12 protein-coding genes are annotated in these 18,997 nt (G+C 57.7%); 3 read left to right on the top strand and 9 right to left on the bottom strand.

Translation table 11 applies throughout. The annotated features are described in order from the left end of the window. Window positions 1-126 precede the first annotated feature (126 nt). From ACYZTL_RS18995 to ACYZTL_RS18985, 3 genes are read right to left on the bottom strand one after another with little or no spacing between them, the layout of a single operon-like run. Window positions 127-1,374, bottom strand: coding sequence for a GIY-YIG nuclease family protein (locus tag ACYZTL_RS18995; RefSeq protein ID WP_461953041.1), 1,248 nt, complete (start codon window positions 1,372-1,374; stop codon window positions 127-129). 14 nt (window positions 1,375-1,388) lie between these two features. Further along, window positions 1,389-3,461: a DEAD/DEAH box helicase gene (locus ACYZTL_RS18990; RefSeq protein WP_461953040.1), complete on the bottom strand. Its 2,073-nt coding sequence runs from the start codon at window positions 3,459-3,461 to the stop codon at window positions 1,389-1,391. A gap of 22 nt (window positions 3,462-3,483) precedes the next feature. After that, window positions 3,484-6,240, bottom strand: coding sequence for a class I SAM-dependent DNA methyltransferase (locus tag ACYZTL_RS18985; protein WP_461953039.1), 2,757 nt, complete (start codon window positions 6,238-6,240; stop codon window positions 3,484-3,486). Window positions 6,241-7,095: 855 nt separating this feature from the next. Here ACYZTL_RS18985 and ACYZTL_RS18980 point away from each other — a divergent pair. Beyond that, the gene (locus ACYZTL_RS18980; protein ID WP_054616768.1) at window positions 7,096-7,335 is read left to right on the top strand and encodes a type II toxin-antitoxin system RelB/DinJ family antitoxin; all 240 of its coding nucleotides are present in this window, start codon (window positions 7,096-7,098) and stop codon (window positions 7,333-7,335) included. After that, entirely contained in the window at window positions 7,325-7,627 is a 303-nt protein-coding gene (locus ACYZTL_RS18975; RefSeq protein WP_461953038.1) for a type II toxin-antitoxin system RelE family toxin, read from the top strand. Before ACYZTL_RS18980 ends, ACYZTL_RS18975 begins: the two co-directional genes overlap by 11 nt. A gap of 72 nt (window positions 7,628-7,699) precedes the next feature. On the opposite strand, the gene ACYZTL_RS18970 is transcribed toward ACYZTL_RS18975, so the two are convergent. Both ACYZTL_RS18970 and ACYZTL_RS18965 read right to left on the bottom strand, forming a co-directional pair. Continuing rightward, window positions 7,700-8,515, bottom strand: coding sequence for a YfaP family protein (locus ACYZTL_RS18970; protein WP_461953037.1), 816 nt, complete (start codon window positions 8,513-8,515; stop codon window positions 7,700-7,702). Between the two features lie 3 nt (window positions 8,516-8,518). Beyond that, window positions 8,519-9,940, bottom strand: a complete 1,422-nt coding sequence (locus ACYZTL_RS18965; RefSeq protein ID WP_461954334.1) for a DUF2300 domain-containing protein — start codon at window positions 9,938-9,940, stop codon at window positions 8,519-8,521. Here ACYZTL_RS18965 and ACYZTL_RS18960 point away from each other — a divergent pair. Next, complete coding sequence (locus tag ACYZTL_RS18960; RefSeq protein WP_461954333.1) at window positions 9,842-10,147, top strand: hypothetical protein; 306 nt, start codon at window positions 9,842-9,844, stop codon at window positions 10,145-10,147. The genes ACYZTL_RS18965 and ACYZTL_RS18960 overlap by 99 nt on opposite strands. Here the strand turns inward: ACYZTL_RS18960 and ACYZTL_RS18955 are convergent. Genes ACYZTL_RS18955 through ACYZTL_RS18940 form a run of 4 tightly spaced genes read right to left on the bottom strand, consistent with a single transcriptional unit; the run spans window position 10,140 to window position 17,876 of the window. After that, window positions 10,140-14,705 carry an alpha-2-macroglobulin family protein gene (locus ACYZTL_RS18955; protein ID WP_461954332.1) on the bottom strand — a complete coding sequence of 1,522 codons (4,566 nt, stop codon included), beginning with the start codon at window positions 14,703-14,705 and terminating at the stop codon, window positions 10,140-10,142. The two genes, ACYZTL_RS18960 and ACYZTL_RS18955, sit on opposite strands and share 8 nt — an antisense overlap. Then, window positions 14,702-15,352 carry a DUF1175 domain-containing protein gene (locus tag ACYZTL_RS18950; protein WP_461953036.1) on the bottom strand — a complete coding sequence of 217 codons (651 nt, stop codon included), beginning with the start codon at window positions 15,350-15,352 and terminating at the stop codon, window positions 14,702-14,704. The genes ACYZTL_RS18955 and ACYZTL_RS18950 overlap by 4 nt, the downstream gene beginning before the upstream one ends. Continuing rightward, window positions 15,337-17,049 carry a DUF2138 domain-containing protein gene (locus tag ACYZTL_RS18945; RefSeq protein WP_461953035.1) on the bottom strand — a complete coding sequence of 571 codons (1,713 nt, stop codon included), beginning with the start codon at window positions 17,047-17,049 and terminating at the stop codon, window positions 15,337-15,339. The genes ACYZTL_RS18950 and ACYZTL_RS18945 overlap by 16 nt, the downstream gene beginning before the upstream one ends. A gap of 35 nt (window positions 17,050-17,084) precedes the next feature. Next, window positions 17,085-17,876 (bottom strand): YfaP family protein, encoded by a 792-nt coding sequence (locus tag ACYZTL_RS18940; RefSeq protein ID WP_461953034.1) that lies wholly within the window; start codon window positions 17,874-17,876, stop codon window positions 17,085-17,087. Between the last annotated feature and the right edge of the window lie 1,121 nt (window positions 17,877-18,997).

The raw sequence follows: 18,997 nt of genomic DNA, 5'->3' as shown, positions 1-18,997 counted from the left end.
TCCACGCTTGAGCCGATTGCGGATTCTATACCTTTGACCTTAAATGCCCGGAGACGATTGGCAGCCATGCTGTGGCCGCTCATGACGTCTCCAACGCCTTGAATGGCCTTCGTTGGCGACTGCCCTTCAAGACAGCTGACGATTTTTTTTGACCATTTGCCCTGTCGTATTGTCCATCCGGTACTGCGTGATTGTTCCATCAATGATTCGGCTGATCACTTCCCTTGCCACCTCTAACGAGACAGCGAACCACTCACGTGGGCGATAGTGCTTCCCGTCCTTTCCGACCAAATCCACGTTGAGTCGTTGAACTGCAAGGAAGCCGTGAACGAGGGACTCGAACCGCTGCGGATTCATGTTGTAACACTCGAACTCTGTCACTTTCTGTACTGGGCCTTCCAGGAAGGCAATATCACGCTCTGCATTACGAATCCGCTGATCTACCGTAAGTTCGGTGTAACCGATTTTGTACAGGTGCGGAAACTGCGCCAGAGCTGGGTTGTTGCTCATAGACTTGACGATATAGATCACCCCGGTGCGCTGGTCACGATGGGTCAGGCGAATATCTTGGAAGGCCTCAGCCAACGTATCGTCTCGATCACGCAGTATGCGACGGCCTGTTTCCTCCATGTAGAGGGCCCGACCAAGAGAACGGCGCAGCATGTTCGACTCCGTTCCGTTCTCGAAGATCAGCCGCAACCGTGCATCTTTGTGCTCACCACGCCCGTGCTCATCGCCAACCTCATCCACAAAGCACATGACACCATTGAGGATGAAGGCGTTGCCTACCGTAATCTGCCAGTTCTCAGCAAAGCGCACGGACTCTGCCTTGCCGCTTTTGAGGTCGACATGCAGTTTTTTGAAGATCGTCTCAAACTGCCAGAAGTCCTCGCACTTCGTGCGCTGTGCTACCTCATTCGGCATATCCCTTTCAGTCGGCACGTGCTTGATGTCGAGGATACTCATATCGCCTAAATCGAGCAGCCCCAAGTCATCACCACCCAATATATCGTCGATGCTCATCACATCCTCGGGGGGGACAGGCGTTGTGGACGTGACGATTTTGTCCAGCTCACGTCCGGCCAGTACATTGTGCCGATCTAGGGCAGCTAGAGTGGCGTGATCGCCACCCTCCACGATCGCCCTCAAGCGCTTCGCCATTTGCCGTTCAGACAAGCTTTCACCGTGCTCGGACGGCAGGTGAGCATGCTGATCAATGAACTGGTTGACCTCTTCAAACCGAGAAGCCATCAGGTCATATTTACCGGGCGCAACAGATCGTGGTTTGACGTTGAGTAGACCAAAATCATCCGACGCGCCAAAAATGTCATCCAGCGAACTCAACTCGCGGCGTTTTTTACCCTGAAGGATCATTACATTGCCCTCAATCACACCGCTTGCTGTTGCTGAAGTTTCTCGCGCTTACGCTTCTTGATGTGCTCCAACCCCTCGGCATAACGCACCTCAATCGGGTCCGTTGAGACCAGAGATGGCTCGCGTCCTTTCTCTTGACGGAATGCCACGATGCGCGGCCAGAGGATCACCGCTTCCTCGTCGGTCATGTTGATACGGCCCGCTGCAACTACACCCTGAATTGTCTTGAGCATCGCGGGGGTCACGGATTTTGACAGGATTTCGTAAGCGCCGTGGAACGGGTTGACCTGATCAATCAAGTCGATAGTCAAGTTTTCGATGTTGATGAACTTATCGCCCATTTTCACAAACTGCCGACTTCCTTCCGGTGAATTGGAGGGCTGAGGGATCGGCTGTGTGCCGTACTCACCACGAGACTCCTCTATCGGATAGCATGCGCCATCAGCCGTACTGCCGCACTCAATGATCACCGCATCCGGAGGGAGGTCTGCCTCATCAAACAGTCCACCAGATGTACCGATCAATACTTTGGTCAGGACCCCCTCGCGTACCTGTTCGACCTCCTCAGGGGTTAGGTCAGGGTATTTCGTCTCAATAATTTTGGGCAGCTCGTTCTCATTGATGACCTCAGGTTCAACCCCACCACCTACCAATGACTTCCCAACCTCAGGTTTCTGAATCAGCGTGGCAATAATGTCGTCGCTGTCGCCATTCAAAATCTTGATGACCTTATCGGAGACAGGGGCAGTTACGTCATTGATTATGATTGTGCCTGGCTCAACCCTCTCGCCCTCTTTCATCTGCGAGCGTGGTTTGAAGGTGACAGTCGGGGCTAGCACCTGTTCCATCAGAAGCGACAAAGTGATCGCCTTGAGCATGTTGTTTACCGACACTTTCACGTCCTCATCCTCAGCGTCAGGCTGAGCGATCAGGTTAGTGAACTGAGCGTGGGCTTTACCCTCAGAGTCGCGGGTGGCACGGCCGATGATCTGCACAATTTCTGTCATCGAGCTTCGATAACCGATGGTCAGAACATGCTCGCACCAGGGCCAGTCGAAACCTTCTTTCGCCATGCCAAGGGCGATCACAGCGTCCAGGTCATCCGCCTTCTTGATGTTGCGTAGATATTCGACAACCAAGGGGCGTATCGGGCCGTCATCAACCAGGTTGGCCACCTTCATCTGCGACCCATCAGGGCGTTTAACGGTGATAATCCCAGTGTTCGGATCTTGCTGCTGCACAGTCCCCATCACATCGAGGATATGGTCGACCTCTCCGTGCTTGTCCTTCGTGGACTCACCGCTGTTGACGTTCGGAATATGGATGATGGTCTTCTTGCGACTGTCCAGCACGTCCTTAAGCGCATCGATGAAGCGCCCCTGGTAAAAGTGGTAACCAATGCCCAGTGACTTCAGGTAACGATAGCCGTTAAGTTGCTCGTAATAGGTGTACGTCACCTTGTCGAACTGCACCTCATCTTCCGGCAGTAGGATCGGCACCGTGTCGCCACGGAAGTAAGAGCCGGTCATCGCAACGATGTGCGCGTTGGACTGTTTCATCAGGGAGTCAATCAGCGCCCCCAGGCGGTTATCGCCATCGACGGAGACGTGGTGGAACTCGTCAATCGCCACCAGAGTGTCGTTGAAATCAGCCGGGGTCAGCTTCTCGAAGGCAAAGCGCAGGGTCGCATGCGTGCAAACCAAGATCTGCTCATCAGGCGCTTGCATAAAGCGACGGAACGATTCAACTTTAGAGCCCTCACCACCTGGCAAGCACAGGTTGTTCGACGGCAGCACCAACCAATCCGCGAAGAAACCATGCTCGGTCAGCGTAGTGTCGCGAAACGAGGCACCGATGGACATCTCCGGCACCGCGACAATGACCTTACGCAGTCCCTGACTCACCAACTTGTCGAGCCCCAGAAACATTAGGGCGCGGGATTTTCCGCTAGCTGGGGGGGCCTTTAACAGCAGGTACTGACTGGTGCGCGAAGCGAAGGCCCGAGCCTGCATCTCGCGCATCCCCATCTCATTCAGGTTCGCGCTCTTGCCCGTTTGGGCGTACTCCACCTTCAACAAATCAACCATATTCTTGAGTCCTTTCCAGTTACTAGGCGGCAGTCTTGGATGCGCGGGGCTTACGGATTTTCTTGGTCTCAGCTTGAGCAGCCAGCAGCTGACGCTCCTGCTCAATCAGCATCTCATAACGGTCAAACAGGTGATCTAGGCGTTCAGAGATGTCACGGAACGGTCGGGATCGATACAGTCGTTCAACCGCCGTATCTAGCGCCTTGTGGGCGGATGTGAGGCTATCTGGCATGCAGCTAAGGTCGTACAGGTCAGCCAGCGATTTGTCCGGATAGTGCTCTCTAACCATCAGTACTTCTTCAGCTAGAGCTTCGATCTGCGTGCGCTGAGCTTCGGAGGCTTCGGGCCATGGGAACGTGTTGTAGACCAATGAGGCGGAATAGCGGTAATCGCTTTTCATACGCCCAGCCACAACGCGTATCCAGTCATTGTGCATGGTTGAAGTAAGTACGCCGAACTCGTAGAGAGTCGCATTAGGGATAATTTGCAAGTCGTTGTTAGCTATAACAGAACTGTCTACATAGCCAATGGGAACATACATTCGGTTCTCCGAGGATGTTCTAGGGATGGCCAGATAATTACCTACTCGGGGCTGGCGGTTTTCTGTGAATAAATGAGGAGTATTCGCCTTTTTTTTCGTCTGTTCCTTCGGACTGAGGAGTCGAGTACCTTTCACACGCTCAACACGCTTCGTTACCTCGGGCATACAGCTCAGTTCATCGGGTGTGCAATCAGCCAGCCACAAGCAATATCGAGTAATTCCGGAAAGAAGATCGTCTGCCCCACGATAGGGCTTAATCCATTTAGCAGAAGCAGGTTCAGAGGAGATAAGCTGCTCACGCTCAGCAGCATCTAAGATAAGGTGCCCACCATCGGCGGCAATACTTCCGTTGGCAAAAGGAGTGACTTGGGCGATTGGTTTGCGCCGTCCATAAGCGACGGTGTTGCCTCCTTCCAGTAGGTATGGGCTGATATTGGAAACTGTCTGAGCGTGCCATTCATTCCCAATGTTTTTAAAAATCACTCGACTCGAGGGATTTGTAGACAACCCAACAATCACGACATGGACGGCTGCGTTTTTCTTGGCACTATTTTTCCACTTGAATGGTTGGTATGCGAAGCTGATATTCAGGCCGAGATCAAGGATACCTGGCCAAAGCATTGCTACCTGCTCGCCTTGGCAGATTGAGTTGGTGGATACCAAGGCCAATTCAGATCGAGTGCCATTGATGTACTGTGCGCCCTTCCAAAACCAACAAGCTACCAAATCAAGGTCCTTGTAGCTGTCAAACCCCTGGAAAGTCAGGGCCATATCGTCATCTTGCTCTTTGGAGCGATCTTTACCAGATGCAACGAACGGCGGATTCCCGATCACATACACCTCATCATTGGCCGTATTAGGGCAAATACGATTCCACTCAAGGCGCAGGCTGTTTCCATGGACAATATTGCCGCTCGCCTTCAGCGGCAACATCGGTTCCGCGTGACCAAAGGCCACTTTGAACTCAGTGTGCATCTGATGCTCAACAAGCCACAACGACAGCAAAGCAATCTCATGAGCAAAGTCGTCAATTTCGATGCCGTAGAATTGCGACAATTTGATGCCGCTCATGAACATCACACGCTGTTTACTGAAGTCATTCAGCGCACGGAAGACCTCCATCTCGAAGCGGCGCAACTCCTTATAGGCGATAATAAGAAAGTTACCCGAGCCACAGGCAGGATCGAAAATCTTGATTTGAGCAACACGCTCCAGCAATGCCTGCAGCTTTTTCTCACTACCGCGCGAAAGGTCTAACTCCGCGTATAGCTTGTCTAGGAACAATGGCTGGATGACCTTCATGATGTTACTCACGGAGGTATAGTGCTGGCCCATGGTACTGCGCTGCTCTTCGTCGATCACCGCCTGGAACATGGAACCAAAGATGTCCGGATTGATCTGCGACCAGTCCAGAGTTCCGCACTCCAACAGCAAACGCCGAGATTTGGCCCCGAATGAGGGGATTGTCATCTGTTGCTCGAACAAACCGCCGTTTACATACGGGAAAGCTTTCAGGTGCGCAGGCATCGACTGGCGCAGGGTACCTGTTTCAGTAGCGTTCAGGACCGCAAACAGCTTGCCAAGAAACTCCGAAACGTCCTCACCATCTTCACGAGTCGTGGACTTGATCGCATCGGTGAACTGATGCTTGACAAAAATTTCGGTATCTTCAGCAAAGAAGCAGAACAACAAGCGAGTCAGGAAGACGTTGAGGCTATGCACGTCCTCAGCGGTAGTGATCTGGTTACGCTCACGGATCAAGTCAAACAGCCGCCCCATCTTCTCCGCGGCCTTTACGTCCGCCACGCTTTCGCTGTGTATGTAACTCTTCTCCAAGCCCGCCAGCGGCAAGAAAAAACTGTACTGCTGATGGAGTTCAGTGAATGCGGTTTCCAAGCGCTCATCCGCCTTCAGGTCATAAGCGACCAGCTCATCGAAGTCAGTCGCAATCACAAAACGGATCTTCTGCGCCTTGATAGCATCACCACCCCTGAGGACCTCCACGATGTTGTGGAGGTCCTCACCGGCTTGAACAGGGTGAAAATAGAGCTGGCCTTTCAGTGCGACATCACCAGTGATCTTGGCCACGTTACGGGCACCACCGTTCCTTAGCTGAGTGATCGTGCTCTTGGCGAAGCCGTAGGCATTCAGGAGTCCATAGATGAACTCTGCCCTCACATCCTCACACTGGGTCAAGCCTTGCAGTGCGTCATAGAGTTCTGTTTGATTGATCGACATGAAGACTTCCTTTCTTAGGACTGACCGAAAGCCTTGACTTCCAGCTGAGACAATTCGGGAAATCGCAGGGTGGGGGGGGTAGGTCAACGATGACTGCCAACTGCCTCCCTGCGATGCACTACAACAAATAGCTGAACTTTACCCGCTCGAACAATCCTGAACCAGCACAGCGCATTCAACCTGTACAGTTTTCAACCAGTTGCCCGTAACGCGACCAGTGCGAAAGATTCGTGCGCCTGCCGGCTTGATACGTAAATGCTGAGTGTCCTTGGAGAGGTAGTGCATGACCTTGATGACCTTTGCGGAGCCTGGACATCATGGCGAATAGCCACCAAGATACCAACCTCAACACCGCAGCTCACTCTCTACTTTCAACCAAATACACGACAGCGATTGCCGTACACCTTAGTCGCTGCCATGAAGAGGTAACTCACACGATGGAAGTAGCGATCCATCTCCACTGGATCATCCTGAGATAGGCGGAATTCAGCATTGACAGTGACATGCATCAAGCCATCTGCATCGTCTACAGGAATTCCCAGCACGCTCGCCCGTGATACTGGATTCGGAGGGTCCCCTCCAAGCTTTATTTGTCACGAACGGCAACAATCGACCAACGCAACTGATCGTCAGGCTACGCAGCACCTGCATGGGGGGACAAGTGGGGGGACAAGAACACAAGATCTAACAAAGCCCAATAAAATAAGGCAATATTACAAAAATAACGCCGCCCACAAGCCGGCTTTTTAATGCCTGAAAGAAAGCAACCTGTCGTCTGAAAACACTGAGTCAGGGGTTGTGGGCCTAGGTACCAATTGCTACCGTAACGACAAACGTCATTACAGGCTTCTAACCATGGCTTCCATCAATATCCGCATCGACGATGACCTAAAGCAGCGTTCATTTGCCGAGCTGGAAAAACTCGGGGTAACGCCCTCCGAGCTTCTGCGCCAAACCCTTCAATACGTCGCCGAGCGGGGCAAGTTGCCTTTCAAAGCTGCATTACTCAGCGAAGAGGATGAAGCACTCATCGCCGTCGTCACAGAACGTCTTGCCGCCCCTCAGCGAGTCAAGGTAAGTCTGGATGACCTATAGCCTCGAATTTGATCGTCGCGCGCTGAAAGAGTGGAACAAACTGGGCGATACCTTGCGCCAGCAGTTCAAAAAGAAGCTCGCCGAGGTGTTGGAAAACCCTCGCATCGAAGCTAATCGACTTCGTAATTTGCCAGATTGCTACAAGCTAAAACTACGCAGCGCCGGCTATCGCCTGATCTATCAGGTACTTGATCAAGAGGTTGTGGTGTTTGTGATCGCAATTGGAAAGCGCGAGCGTGAAGTCGCTTACCAAGATGCGCAGGACCGACTCGGTCAGCAGCCTGCTGACTAAATAGATTTGTCGCAGCACTGCTGCGACAAATGTGAAGCGGATAGTGTCAGCACCGCTGTCACAATCACTCCCTCACGGATAACTAAACCCCTTAACCAACGTCAACTCCCCCACCGCCCGCATCGGTACCAGAAACGTCTCCATCTTCTCGTTCGGCGTCCCTTCCTCCGTAATCACCGTAACCTGCGCCGTGGTCAGCGGCTGAACCGCATCCTCCTGCCCGTCCTCATCACTGCGATATCCGCCCCCGAAGTAGTTCACATACACCAAATACTGCCCTTTGATCGGCGCAGGCATGGCGAAGATTTCCGGGCCATACCCCGTCGTCACGTCCACATCCAGCGCCGCACCATTCGGCACAACACGATCGCCGTACCAGATGTGCGCGCCATCTGGCGTGATGAGGTGCAAGTCCAGATCCGTACCGTCGCTGTCCCAGGCCAGCAACACTCGCAATTTCGCCGGGGTGGCGCCGCCACTGGCGTTGAGGAATTGTGTGCGATGGCGTTGTTGGCCATCGGGGCTGCGGACTTCGACGCTGTTGCTGCCGTTGGGGAACGAGAACGGTCGATCAAAGCGGCCAGCAGAACTGATCTTCAGCGGCATGCTGACGCCGTTGACGATCAACCGGCCCGGCTCTGCGGACTTGGGTGTGGCTTTGATCTGGCCGGTAATGCGTGCGGTGTTGGCCTGTCCCACCGGCGTATTCACCGAGGAAGCCGGGTAGTTGACGGTCTGGCGGAAGTTTTCACCTTCGCCCTCGACGGCACCCGTGCGCCAGCCACCGACGGGGGTGTCGAGTTTGACGGTGCTTTCAGCCGCAAAAAGCGTCGGCAACGCGCAAAAAGTACAAAGGAACAGGAAGACCTGTGGATAACGGAGTTTCATGGCCTATTCCAGCAAGAGGTGGCGGGCGAGCCCTTCGATGTAGGTTTCATCCTGGCCGTTGGGGTGTGCGTCGAAGGCCAGGTGCAGGTATTCGTGGGTCAGGTCGAGGCGGTCTTGCAGCGACAGCACGCCGCGCACATAAATGCGCTGGCGTTCGCGGTCGACGTACGGGCGGCCGAAGGCAAGGCGGCAGACGGCGAACGTGCTGACTTCGTTGTAGCCGGTTTCGCTTTCAAGGCGTTGGCGCCAGCCGCGGCGTTGGGTTTGCAGCCAGTCCTGCGCGGCAGGCAGCGCTTCGCAGGAAGCGACGGGGTTGTCCCAGCGGCTGAGGCTCGCGCGCGGGTAGGCGTGCAGCAGGATGGCGTCGTAGCGTTGGCCGGCGTTGGCTTGCTCGACGGCTTGCTGCCATGAGAGTTTGTCCGGGCCGGGCTGGTCGGAGTGGTAAGTGACGGCGCTGCCGGCGAGAACGAGGTCGCTGGTCCACGCGGCGATGTTGCGCGATTCGGTCGTGGCAGGGCGTGGGGCGACGCGTTGGCGGCTGCTGCTGTCGTCGATGCTCAGGCAGTCACCGTTGCGGGTGGCGTTTTGCAGAAGGTAGGTGCGGATGGCGATGGCGAGGGCTTTGGCGGCTTCGGCAGGTTCGGGTCTGGCTTCCCGTTGAAGGACGCGGGCGACGTACTCTTCGCGGTCCAGGCGGGCGACGAGCTTGTCCTTCAACAAAAACAGTTCGCCGTCACTGTGGATATCGAGCTGGTTGCCGTTGGTGAATTCGACGCGAAAGTCGCCCTGCATCGGCCCGGAAGAAACAACACGATCCCCCGCCAGAACGCGCCCGATCGGATAGCGGGAAAACAATCCGACTTCAACGCAGCGCCCCGCATCCAAAGGCCAATCAACCGGCAACACTGAAGACAACGCCTGACCGTAATTGCGCAGAACCATTTGACTGGTTCCGCGCCCACCGGCCCAGATCGGCGTGCCATCCGCCAGCCACCCCGCAAAACCTCCCTGACGCGACGACGGATCCTGATCCCCCAACCAGCTCCAGGTTTTTACCCGCAACCGCCCACCGAGTTCGCCCACGACATTACCGTCAGCCGCACTCAACACTACATCCAGCAATACCCGCCGCGCCTGATCCTGCGCCGGCATCACGACCAACGCCTTGAGCAATTCAGCCACCGAAACTCGCGTGGATGGCTGCAACGAAGTCAAATCCAGCATCCAATCAGGCGCCTTCCGCGCCTGCCAATACGTGCGCCAATCTGCGCCAGTAATGCCCAACCGCGCAGGCTCAAAATACAACCCGCACGACTTCACCAGCGCCTGATCACGTTCAATCTTGCCGCCAGCCGTGCAGCAATAAACTTCTTCTTTCGACTGTCCGCGGCATTCATAAGGCGATTCATGGGCGCCGGTATCCACCAGCCAGCCGTAAACAAACAACTTCCACAAACTACCCAACGGCGTCTGCAAAGAGTCAGGCAACGGCTCGCGAGAAATCACCTGAGTCCGGCTCAACGAAAGCAGTTCACCTTTGAAGCCCAGACGCAGCGGCTCGTCCTGCGCTGTCGCCAGCGCAGGAATCAAGCACAACAACCCCCAGACCAAAAGTCGGGTCATGTCAGTTGACCGTGACCTGACCAAGCGCCGGTTTCTGCTCCTGAGCCTGGTGCTGTGGCGCGTAGACCTGAGTGAAGCGCACCGGCGGAAGGTTGAACTGGCCTTTCTGCGAGAAGCGCACCAGATGACGCAGCCGCAATTCGCCGCTCAAGGCATCCACCGGAATCGCGTAAGCCATCTGCCCCGGTTCGAAGCGCGCCTTCTCCAGCGCAGTCGGTTCAGTGCCGGCCTTACCCATCAACTTGATGCCCCACGTGGTGCGCTCGACATCGGCGCCCGGCGGCAGCGGCACTTCGATCATCCCGTAGCGCAGCGGTTTCGCGGCTTTGCTGGTGATGATCACTTCGTCCAGATACAGACTGTCGCTGGACAACGGCTTGGTGCCGACCACTTCGAGTTTGAAAGTGAAGGCTTCGTCACCCGGCACCAATCGCGACAAGCGACGGGTGATGGTCACCGCCATCGGATCAACCGGCGGCTGTTTGGTCTGGAAGCTCAACGCTGCACGCAACGGGCGCTCTTGCGTCCCGGTCAGCGACAACACCGCAGGCACGGGCGCAGCGCCCTGCCACGTCCAATACATCTCACCGGTATCACCGTAGTTTTTCTTCCAGCCTTCACCCGGTGCCAATGCGATGGTGGGCGAAGCCTGCTCGATGCTGCGTTGCAACCAGGTCAGCGCCAACGCGCGTTCCAGCGTCGATTGTTGTGGCAGCAACCGTTGCAACAACGCTTGCGCGTGAGCCTGATCGAAGGCTTGCAGCGACAGGTTCAACGCTTCGGCAAACGGTTGAGAGCTGACGGCCAGACGCTGTTGCGCATCGGCCACTTGCCGATTGAAAACATCCGGCAGGTTGACCTTCGATTGCGTCGCCAAAGAAGCGGTCAACGCACGCGCCGCCGCCAGACCCAACGCCGAATCCGGATCGCTCATGACAATGCTGTCTTCGCCACCTTCCATCAGATTCGCGGCATTGCCCTCGCCCGCTTTCGCCAGATCATCCATCAATCCGCTGAGCAAAGTGTTCACCGGTAATTGCATCTGTTTGGCGAACGACAGGATCAGCGCTCGCTGCAACAGCGGCGTGTTTTGCGCCTGCTTCGAATACACCTCCAGCACCCGCTGCCAATGCTCCGGCGGCAGGCTCAGCTCCAGCGCTTTGCTGGCGTGCCAGTCGGCGTAGTAGGCGTACGCGGTGAGGAACGCATCCGGCTCACCGTCCATGCCCCACCAGGTGAAGCTCGCCGAAGGCCCGGCCATTTGCACCAGTCGCAGACGGCTGTTTTGCATAATCAGACGCAGGCGATCACGGATCTGCGGGTTCGACGACAAGGTCGGGTACGCGATGCTCAACGGCAGCAAACGACTGGCCGTCTGCTCGACACCACCGTACGGATAGCTCAACAAATCATCGAGGGCCGAACGGAACAGCGCTTGCGGACTGTCATCCAGACGCAGACGAATGTCCGTTGCGTCCGCCGGTAAGGTCAGCGGTGTATCGCCGCTGGCCACGTCCAGACTTTGGCTTTGCGTGACCTGCCAACCTTCGCCGGTCGCGGTCAGGCGCACGGCCAGGGCGTCGGCGGTTTTGCCGTCCTGGACCAGCTCGGCAGTCCACTCACCAGTGGCCAACGCAAACGCCGGCAGCGCGATGTAGTTGATGCCGTTGTTCAGGGTGACGGGCACGCGCTGTTCTGCGCCCGCGTAATGAGTCACCAGCTCAGCCTTGACCGGTTTTTCGGCCTGACTGAAGGCGAACACACCGAGATCCGGTTTGTCGCCCGTGCGGAATTTGGTCGGGCCGCTCCACTTCAGGTACAGCGGTTTTTCCGAGCGCACGAATTGCTTCTTCTGCCCGACCTGACCGTCATCGGCGATGGCCCGGGCAGTGATGCGCCAACGGGTCAGCGAGTCCGGCATTTTGAAGGTGAAGCGGGTTTTGCCATTGGCGTCGGTGATTAATTCCGGTTGCCACGCGGCGGTGTCGACGTCTTCGCGACGCGGCCGCTCCAGCACTTTCACGCCACGTTCGCTGCGATTGGCTTTGCCCGGCGCGCCGGGGCTGCCCGGCAATGCGACGTCGTAGCTGATGAACGACAAACTGGCGCTGGTGCGCACGTTGTTACGGCGCGGGTGGTAGAAGAACTGGTCGATGGTCGGCGCGACTTCCGGTTGCAGCGCGTAGACCATTTCATCGACCACGCTGACCGTCAGGTGCGCCGGAATCGGCTTGCCAGCGAACTGGGTAGTGAGATCGACGGACACGGTATCACCCGGTTGGTATGCCTCTTTGTCGGTGGCGATGGTCACGTCGATCTGCGGCGCAATCACCTTGATCCCGGCATTCTGGAAGCTGTATTGACCGCCTTTGGTGTAGAGCACGGAGAAGGTCAGATTCGGCGCAAAGTTGTCCTTTACCGGAATGCGCGCGCGGTATTGGGTGTCGCTGAGTTTTTCCATCTTCAACCAGTCGCCGCCCTTGGACAGCAGCGCCATGGCCTCGACTTTGTCGCGTTCCAGCGACAGTAAGGCATCGCTGACGGGCTCCGGGAAAGTGATCAACGCGAGGGCTTCGTCGCCCGCCTTGTACTCGGGTTTATCGAGGACGATTTCCACGGTGCCGGGCACGGCTTTGACGCCGTCACCGGTCACCGAATGGCCTGTCGCGCCGACCACGCGGCCGTGCTCATCCTTCAACGTCAGGTTGTAAGTGCCGGGACGGTCGAAGGCCAAGGTGAAGGCTTTATCGCTTGAAGCCAGTTTGCCTTCGCCAGTGGACTGATCCTCCAGACGCACCCAGCTGTAGCTACTCGGCGTGACCGCTTTGCTTTGCTCGCTGCCACCCTCATTCAGATAGTTGAACGCCACCTTGTCGCCCACCGCACTGAACCGCTGCGGCGCACTCAAGCGGAAACTCGCCGCGCCCCGGTCGATGAGGATTTCCTTGGTGGTCCTGACCCGATACGCCGCGCCATCGCTGGCAAACACGGTGAGCATGTAACGGCTCGGTTTCTCGGCAGCGGGCAGGTCGAGGGTCGCGTTGCCCTTGGCATCGGTGGTCAGTTCGGTGCTGGTCAGTTCCACCGGAAATTGCCCGAGGTATTGCAGCTCGTTATCGACCATCGACAGTTGCTGGGCACGCAGGCTCAGGGTCAACTTGGCATCGGCCACCGGTTTTCCGTCGGGGTACAGCAGCACCAAACTGCCTTTCACCGGCTCGCCGGTGCGGTAATCCTGTCTGGCCAGGTTCAGCGAGATTTCGAAGTGCGGCTTGATGTATTCGGCGACGCGGAAGGCGCTGCTGTAGGCCTGATCCTTGTAGCTGAAACGCAGTTCATAACCGCCCGCCACCGCGTTGTCCGGCAACTGGAAACGGCCTTGGGTGCCGGCCTTGGAATCCAGTTTCAGCGCCAGCGATTGCAGCGCGGTGCCCGTGGCGTCGAGCACGGTCACGTTGACGTCGGCAGCGGTCGGCAACACCGAATCGCGCGCGTTCTTGAACTCGCGACCGACGATTTTCAACGATACCCAATCCCCCGGCCGATACAGCGGTCGGTCGGTGAAGGCATAGAGTTTGGTGTCGTAGATTTCGCTGTCGTAATAGAAGTTCTCGGAGACGAACACCCCGCCCTCTTCGTCCTCGCCGATCACGAACGAACGCTCAGGGCTGACGTGTTTCAGGCGCAGCAAACCGTCGGTGTCGGTGGCACCGCTGCTCATCACGCCGAGGCCATCAGTCCACAGCACATTCACCTTCGGCACCGAACTGCCTTCGTGTTTACGCGCAGCCCAGACCACCAGTTCATCACCGGCGATCTTGCTGACAGCCACTGTGTTGGAGACGAAGACCATGGTAGTCGCACGGTACTTGCCGATCAGCGCTTCCACCAGATACAGGCCCGGTTTCAGATTGCCCAACGGGATGTACACATTGCCCGGCGCGACAGTGACGAACTCACTGGAAGAACCGGCCAGGTTCACGCCGGTAGGCGGCTGGATCGGTTTGGCTTGCCACAGCGGATAACGGAATTGACTGACCACCGGCAGGCCCGGAATCAGCGCGAATTGCGGCTGTGCGTCGTAAGGCGTTGGCGCGGCAATCGCGGTGCCCATCTTCAGTTCCGGCACTTCCTCGGTGACTTGTTTGCGCGACTCGTAGGAAAACGCCCGCTGCATCACGCGACGGGATTTGCGATACCAGTTGTCCCACAGGTACGCGAGGGTGTTCGACAGTCCTTCGCCCTTGAACTGGCCGTCGCTGACCACGCGGTGCAGGTTCTTCTGGCGCTTGAGGAAATCCAGCGGTTTGTCGATGCGGTACACGCGAATGTCGGCGCCGCCGTAAGGCTCCATGCGGAAGCGGCGATAGTCGCGGCCCGGCGCTTCGAGACGGACCATCGCCTGTTCGTCGCTGGCGAAACTGCTGTCGGCCAGCAGGAAAAAGCTTTCACCGGCCACCGGCGTGTAGCCGCTCGGTTCGACGGTGTCTTCGGCATTCACTGCCGAAAAAGGCAGAACCAATACCAACAGTAGGGACAGAAAGCGCAACATGCGGGCACCGGTCATTGGGAGAGAAAGTTCAGTCGATAGACGCCGATGAAGTTGGGGTTGGCTGCGTCGGGTATCCATCGGGTTTCCTTCCATGTCATGAGTTGCTGCAGGCTCGCGGATCGCATGCCGTTGTCAGTGGGAGTGGTGGTGCCAGTGTGATAGGCGATGAAGCGGCCCATCCAGATCATCAGGTGCTGGTCGTCGCCCTGATCGAAAAACATCAGGTCGCCGGGCCGGGCTTGCGCCAGATCGCGGCCAACCAGACGACTGTTGAACTGAATCAGTTTGATTGCGTTGACGTACGGCCCGACCTTGCCGCCGCCCTGCTGCCATTGCTGAGCGAGACCGCGTTGCGCCTCGCTCAATTGCAGCTCCGGCGGCAGGTAGCGGTTGGACAGGCCATTGCTGCGCAGCCATTTGTCGTCATGGACTTTCAGCGCTTCGTTGGCGGCGAAACGGACCAGTCCGGCGCAGTCCTGCTGATACCAGCGCGGGCTCGGGCCTTGGGTCAATTGTTCCTGGGCGATGCGCACGAACCAGGCGCGGAACACCTGGGATTGCTGCACGTCGAGCGGTGCGGCTTCAGTGGCAAATGCGCGACTGCCCAGCAACATTGCCAGCAGGCCGAGGCCTCGGATGAGTGCGGTCACAGGGCTTTCCATTCCAGCGGCAGCCACTGCCAGTGGCCGTCGGGCTCGCTGCCTTCGGGCAAGGTCAGGGCATATTTGCCGTAGCCGCCGAGCTTGCGCAGTTTCGGGATCAGGTAGGTTTGCGCGGCGTTGTAGAAGACCGGTTCCATGTCCTGCGGCAGGCTGTCGAGGGTTTCCTGCTGCATCAGCTGCGCCATGGAATCCGGACCGAAGTAGACCGGCATCAGCAGGTCTTTCGGCACCACGTCGGCCATCGGCGGGAAGCGTTTGTCGAGGGTGCCGAGGGCCTTGTCCACGAGCTTGTCGTCGAGGGAAAACAGCAGCGTCGAACCGTGACGCGCCAGGCTGACTTTCATGAAGGCCTTGCCGGTGATCGCGTCCGGGTCCTCGGCGTCCTTGGCTTTGTAAGGGCCGAAGCTGGAGCTGACCTGACGCTGCCATTGGTGGTTTTCACCTTCCTGTTTTTCCACCACAGGGAACGCGTGTTCTTCGACGTTACCTTCGTAGGCGCCGACCATCGAGCTGAACAAGTCGCCCAGGTCACCGTCAAGTTTGGCGCTGTCGTCGTCATTCAGACTGGCCACCAGCAGCGGTGTGTACAGCCGCGAATCGGCGTACCAGCACAGGCCGGCGGCACCGGCCATGTGTTCGGTCAATGCTTGGGCTACGGTTTCTTCGGCGCCGAGTTTCACCAGCAACGGTTTCTGCTGTTCGGCGGCGAGTGGCAAGGCCACGCAAGCGCTGGCGCCCATCGGCATGGCTTGCCAGATCGGTTTGAAATCGAAGTCCGGCTGGTTTTCCAGTTCGTCCATGGCGAGGAAGCTGTGCCAGCCCTTGTCGTCCATGTCGAAGCGCAGGCCGGAGAAGTTCGGGATGAAACGCTGGTAACCCATGGCCAGGACGCTGGAATTGACCGAGAGGCGTTGTTTCACTTCAGGCGCTCGGGGCGGCAGGCCGAAGGCTTCGGGGAACAGCTTCTGACCGCCGAGCAGTGCTTCCAGGGATTGAGTCGAAACCATGCCGCGCTCATCGGTCGGGCCGTGGCCGGTGTCATACAGTTTCGAAGGATTCGACAGCACCACCAGCTTGTCGCCATGGGACGCGAACACCAGCGCTTTGCTGTTGTTGTAGGTGAGCTGATACAGCGGCACCACATCGCCGGCAACCTTGATTTCACCGAGTTGGGTCAGCTGCGAATCATCCAGCGCCACTTTGGCCAGCGGCTCCAGCACTTTGGCCAGACCACCGCGATCCATCACCAACAAAAAGTCTTTCAGCCGACCATCCGCCCCGCGCCACAGCGCCACGTCCGCCGGTTGATCGAAAAGCTGTTCGATCAGGCTGTCCTGCAGCTTCAAGTCATGTTCGTAAATGATCCGTCGCAGACTGCCGATCAAGCCGAGGCGATCGGCATGGGTTTCGTAATAGAAGACGAAATCTTCGGTCAGGGTTTCCTTGAGGAACGGCACCGCCAGCAAGTCCTTGGGCAATTGGCTCAAGGAATGGGTTTCGAGCAAACCGTCCGGGCGGCTCATGCCCAGTTTGTCGCTAACCAACTCCGCGGGCGGCGTCTTGGGTTTGTGCATGAACCAGCCCAACCCGCCCGCCACGCCCGCCACCAGGACCAGCCCGACCAGCAGCAACGGCCAACGCCGGGAAGGTTTGGCAGCAGGTGCGTCGGCGGCCGGGGATACAGTGTTATCGCTCATTTAACAAAACCCAATTCATCCGTGGTGCGGGATGCTTAATAGTTGAAAGTCTTGACCAGCAGCAGGTCACCGATCGCGCGCAGGGGCACGATGAAGGTCTCGCGTTTTTCGTCGACGGTGTTTTCGTTAAGCACCAGGTTGATTTGCGAGGTGATCACCTCGTTCTGGTTGCTGGTCTCATCGAAGTTATAGCCGCCGCTGCCGAAGTTGCCCCAATAGTTGACGTAAACCAGATAGGTGCCATGCAGCGGCGCGGTCATGGTGAACATTTCCGGGCCGGGACCGTCGACGCCGTCCGGGTCCAGGCCGCCGCCGTTGCTCATCGCAGGGCGAGCCCAGAACGCGTGTTGACCGTCGGGGGTAATGATGTGCAGGTCGAGTTCGGCTTTCGGATCGTCCCAGCCCAGCACCACGCGAATCCGCGCCGGGATGCGCAGGTTGTTGGCTTCATAGAATTGAACGCGTTTGAGCGACTGGCCTTCGACACTGCGCACTTCGACGCTGTTGGAGCCCGCGCCGAATGCGTACGGCCGGGCGAAACGCCCTTGGTCGTCGGTGTACAGATTCAGTGGATTGCCGTTGACCGCCAGCGTGTGCGGCCCGCGCTGAGTGCCGATGGCCTTGAGCTGGCCTTCGATCATCGTGCGATTGCGCTGCACACCTCGGTCGATAGGCGGTGTGGGATAGGCGACTTGCGGATTTTCACTGCGGTCCAGCAGGCCGTTGTAGCGCCAGCCGCCCACCGGTTCCGACAGCTCGGCCGTCGGCTCGGCCCAGGCAGCGGTCGCGCAGACCCACCCCATCAGGAATAGAAAAAATGAACGCATGTGAGGCCTCCTGCCATGCATAACGAAACCTTGCGCCTGATCCTCGGCGCGTTACAGATCCAAAAACTGCGTTTCGTCAGAAAGACCCGTGACTAATGGGTCGTATAAGGCGCGAAGGTTAGCCATTTGGCGGGTTATTAACAATCGGATACCTCTTGAATTGCGGGGGATATCACGATGATTGTTGGGTGTGAGCCGAATAGCGGCCTTATTCGGCTCACCAAATGAGCCGAATAATCCCCATCGTTCACTCAAGAAAACAGATCGCGGTATGGTCTTGCGATTGGTCCCAGAACTGTTGCTTGGGCGAGTCGCCTGCTCGCGGAGGCGGCCTGGATTTTTTGGTCGGAGCGCATATCCATTGCTGCGGCAACGGCTGATATTGGTTCCGCCCTTACGGCGGGTCACTTGGAAGAGCCCCAAGTAACCAAGGGCTCTTGCCCCTTTCGTTCGGTGCCTCGCTAGGGCTCGGCATGCCCTCGCTCCGGTCCTGCTCCGTGGGCCCGCCGCGATCGGCCATCCATGGCCGTGCGCGGCTAACCCGGCATCCATGCCGGGTTGCCCACTGCGCAGAACCTCCACTCGGCCTCTCGAGGGGGCGACTACCGCCACAGCAGCCGAGGCGGCCTGCCAGCCGACCTGTCTCTTTGCTCGTACGCGTTCCCCTGTGGGAGCTGGCTTGCCTGCGATGGACGTGAACGATAACGCGTGCTGTCTGAATGAACGCGGTGTCCAGGCGCTTTTCGCGAGCAAGCCCGCTCCTACAGGGATCCGCGTACGCTTTCGCTTTTCACCACTCATCAGGTCGAGCGTTAGCTCGCCTGCAGCTTTTGATCTTGATGCATCGCCCCCTCGAGAGGCCGAGCGCAGGTTCTGCGCAGTGGGCAACCCGGCATGGATGCCGGGTTAGCCGCGCACGGCCATGGATGGCCGATCGCGGCGGGCCCACGGAGCAGGACCGGAGCGAGGCACCGAACGATAGGGGCAAAAGCGCTTGGTTACTTGGCGCTTTTCCAAGTAACCCGCCATAAGGGCGGAACCGATATCAGCCGTTACCGTAGCAATGGATATGCGCTCCGACCGACTGCGCAGCAGACAATGCCCTCATTTGCCCATAACCC

The organism is Pseudomonas sp. LB3P81 (genome assembly GCF_054897965.1).
This window is presented reverse-complemented; position numbering and strand designations above follow the sequence as displayed.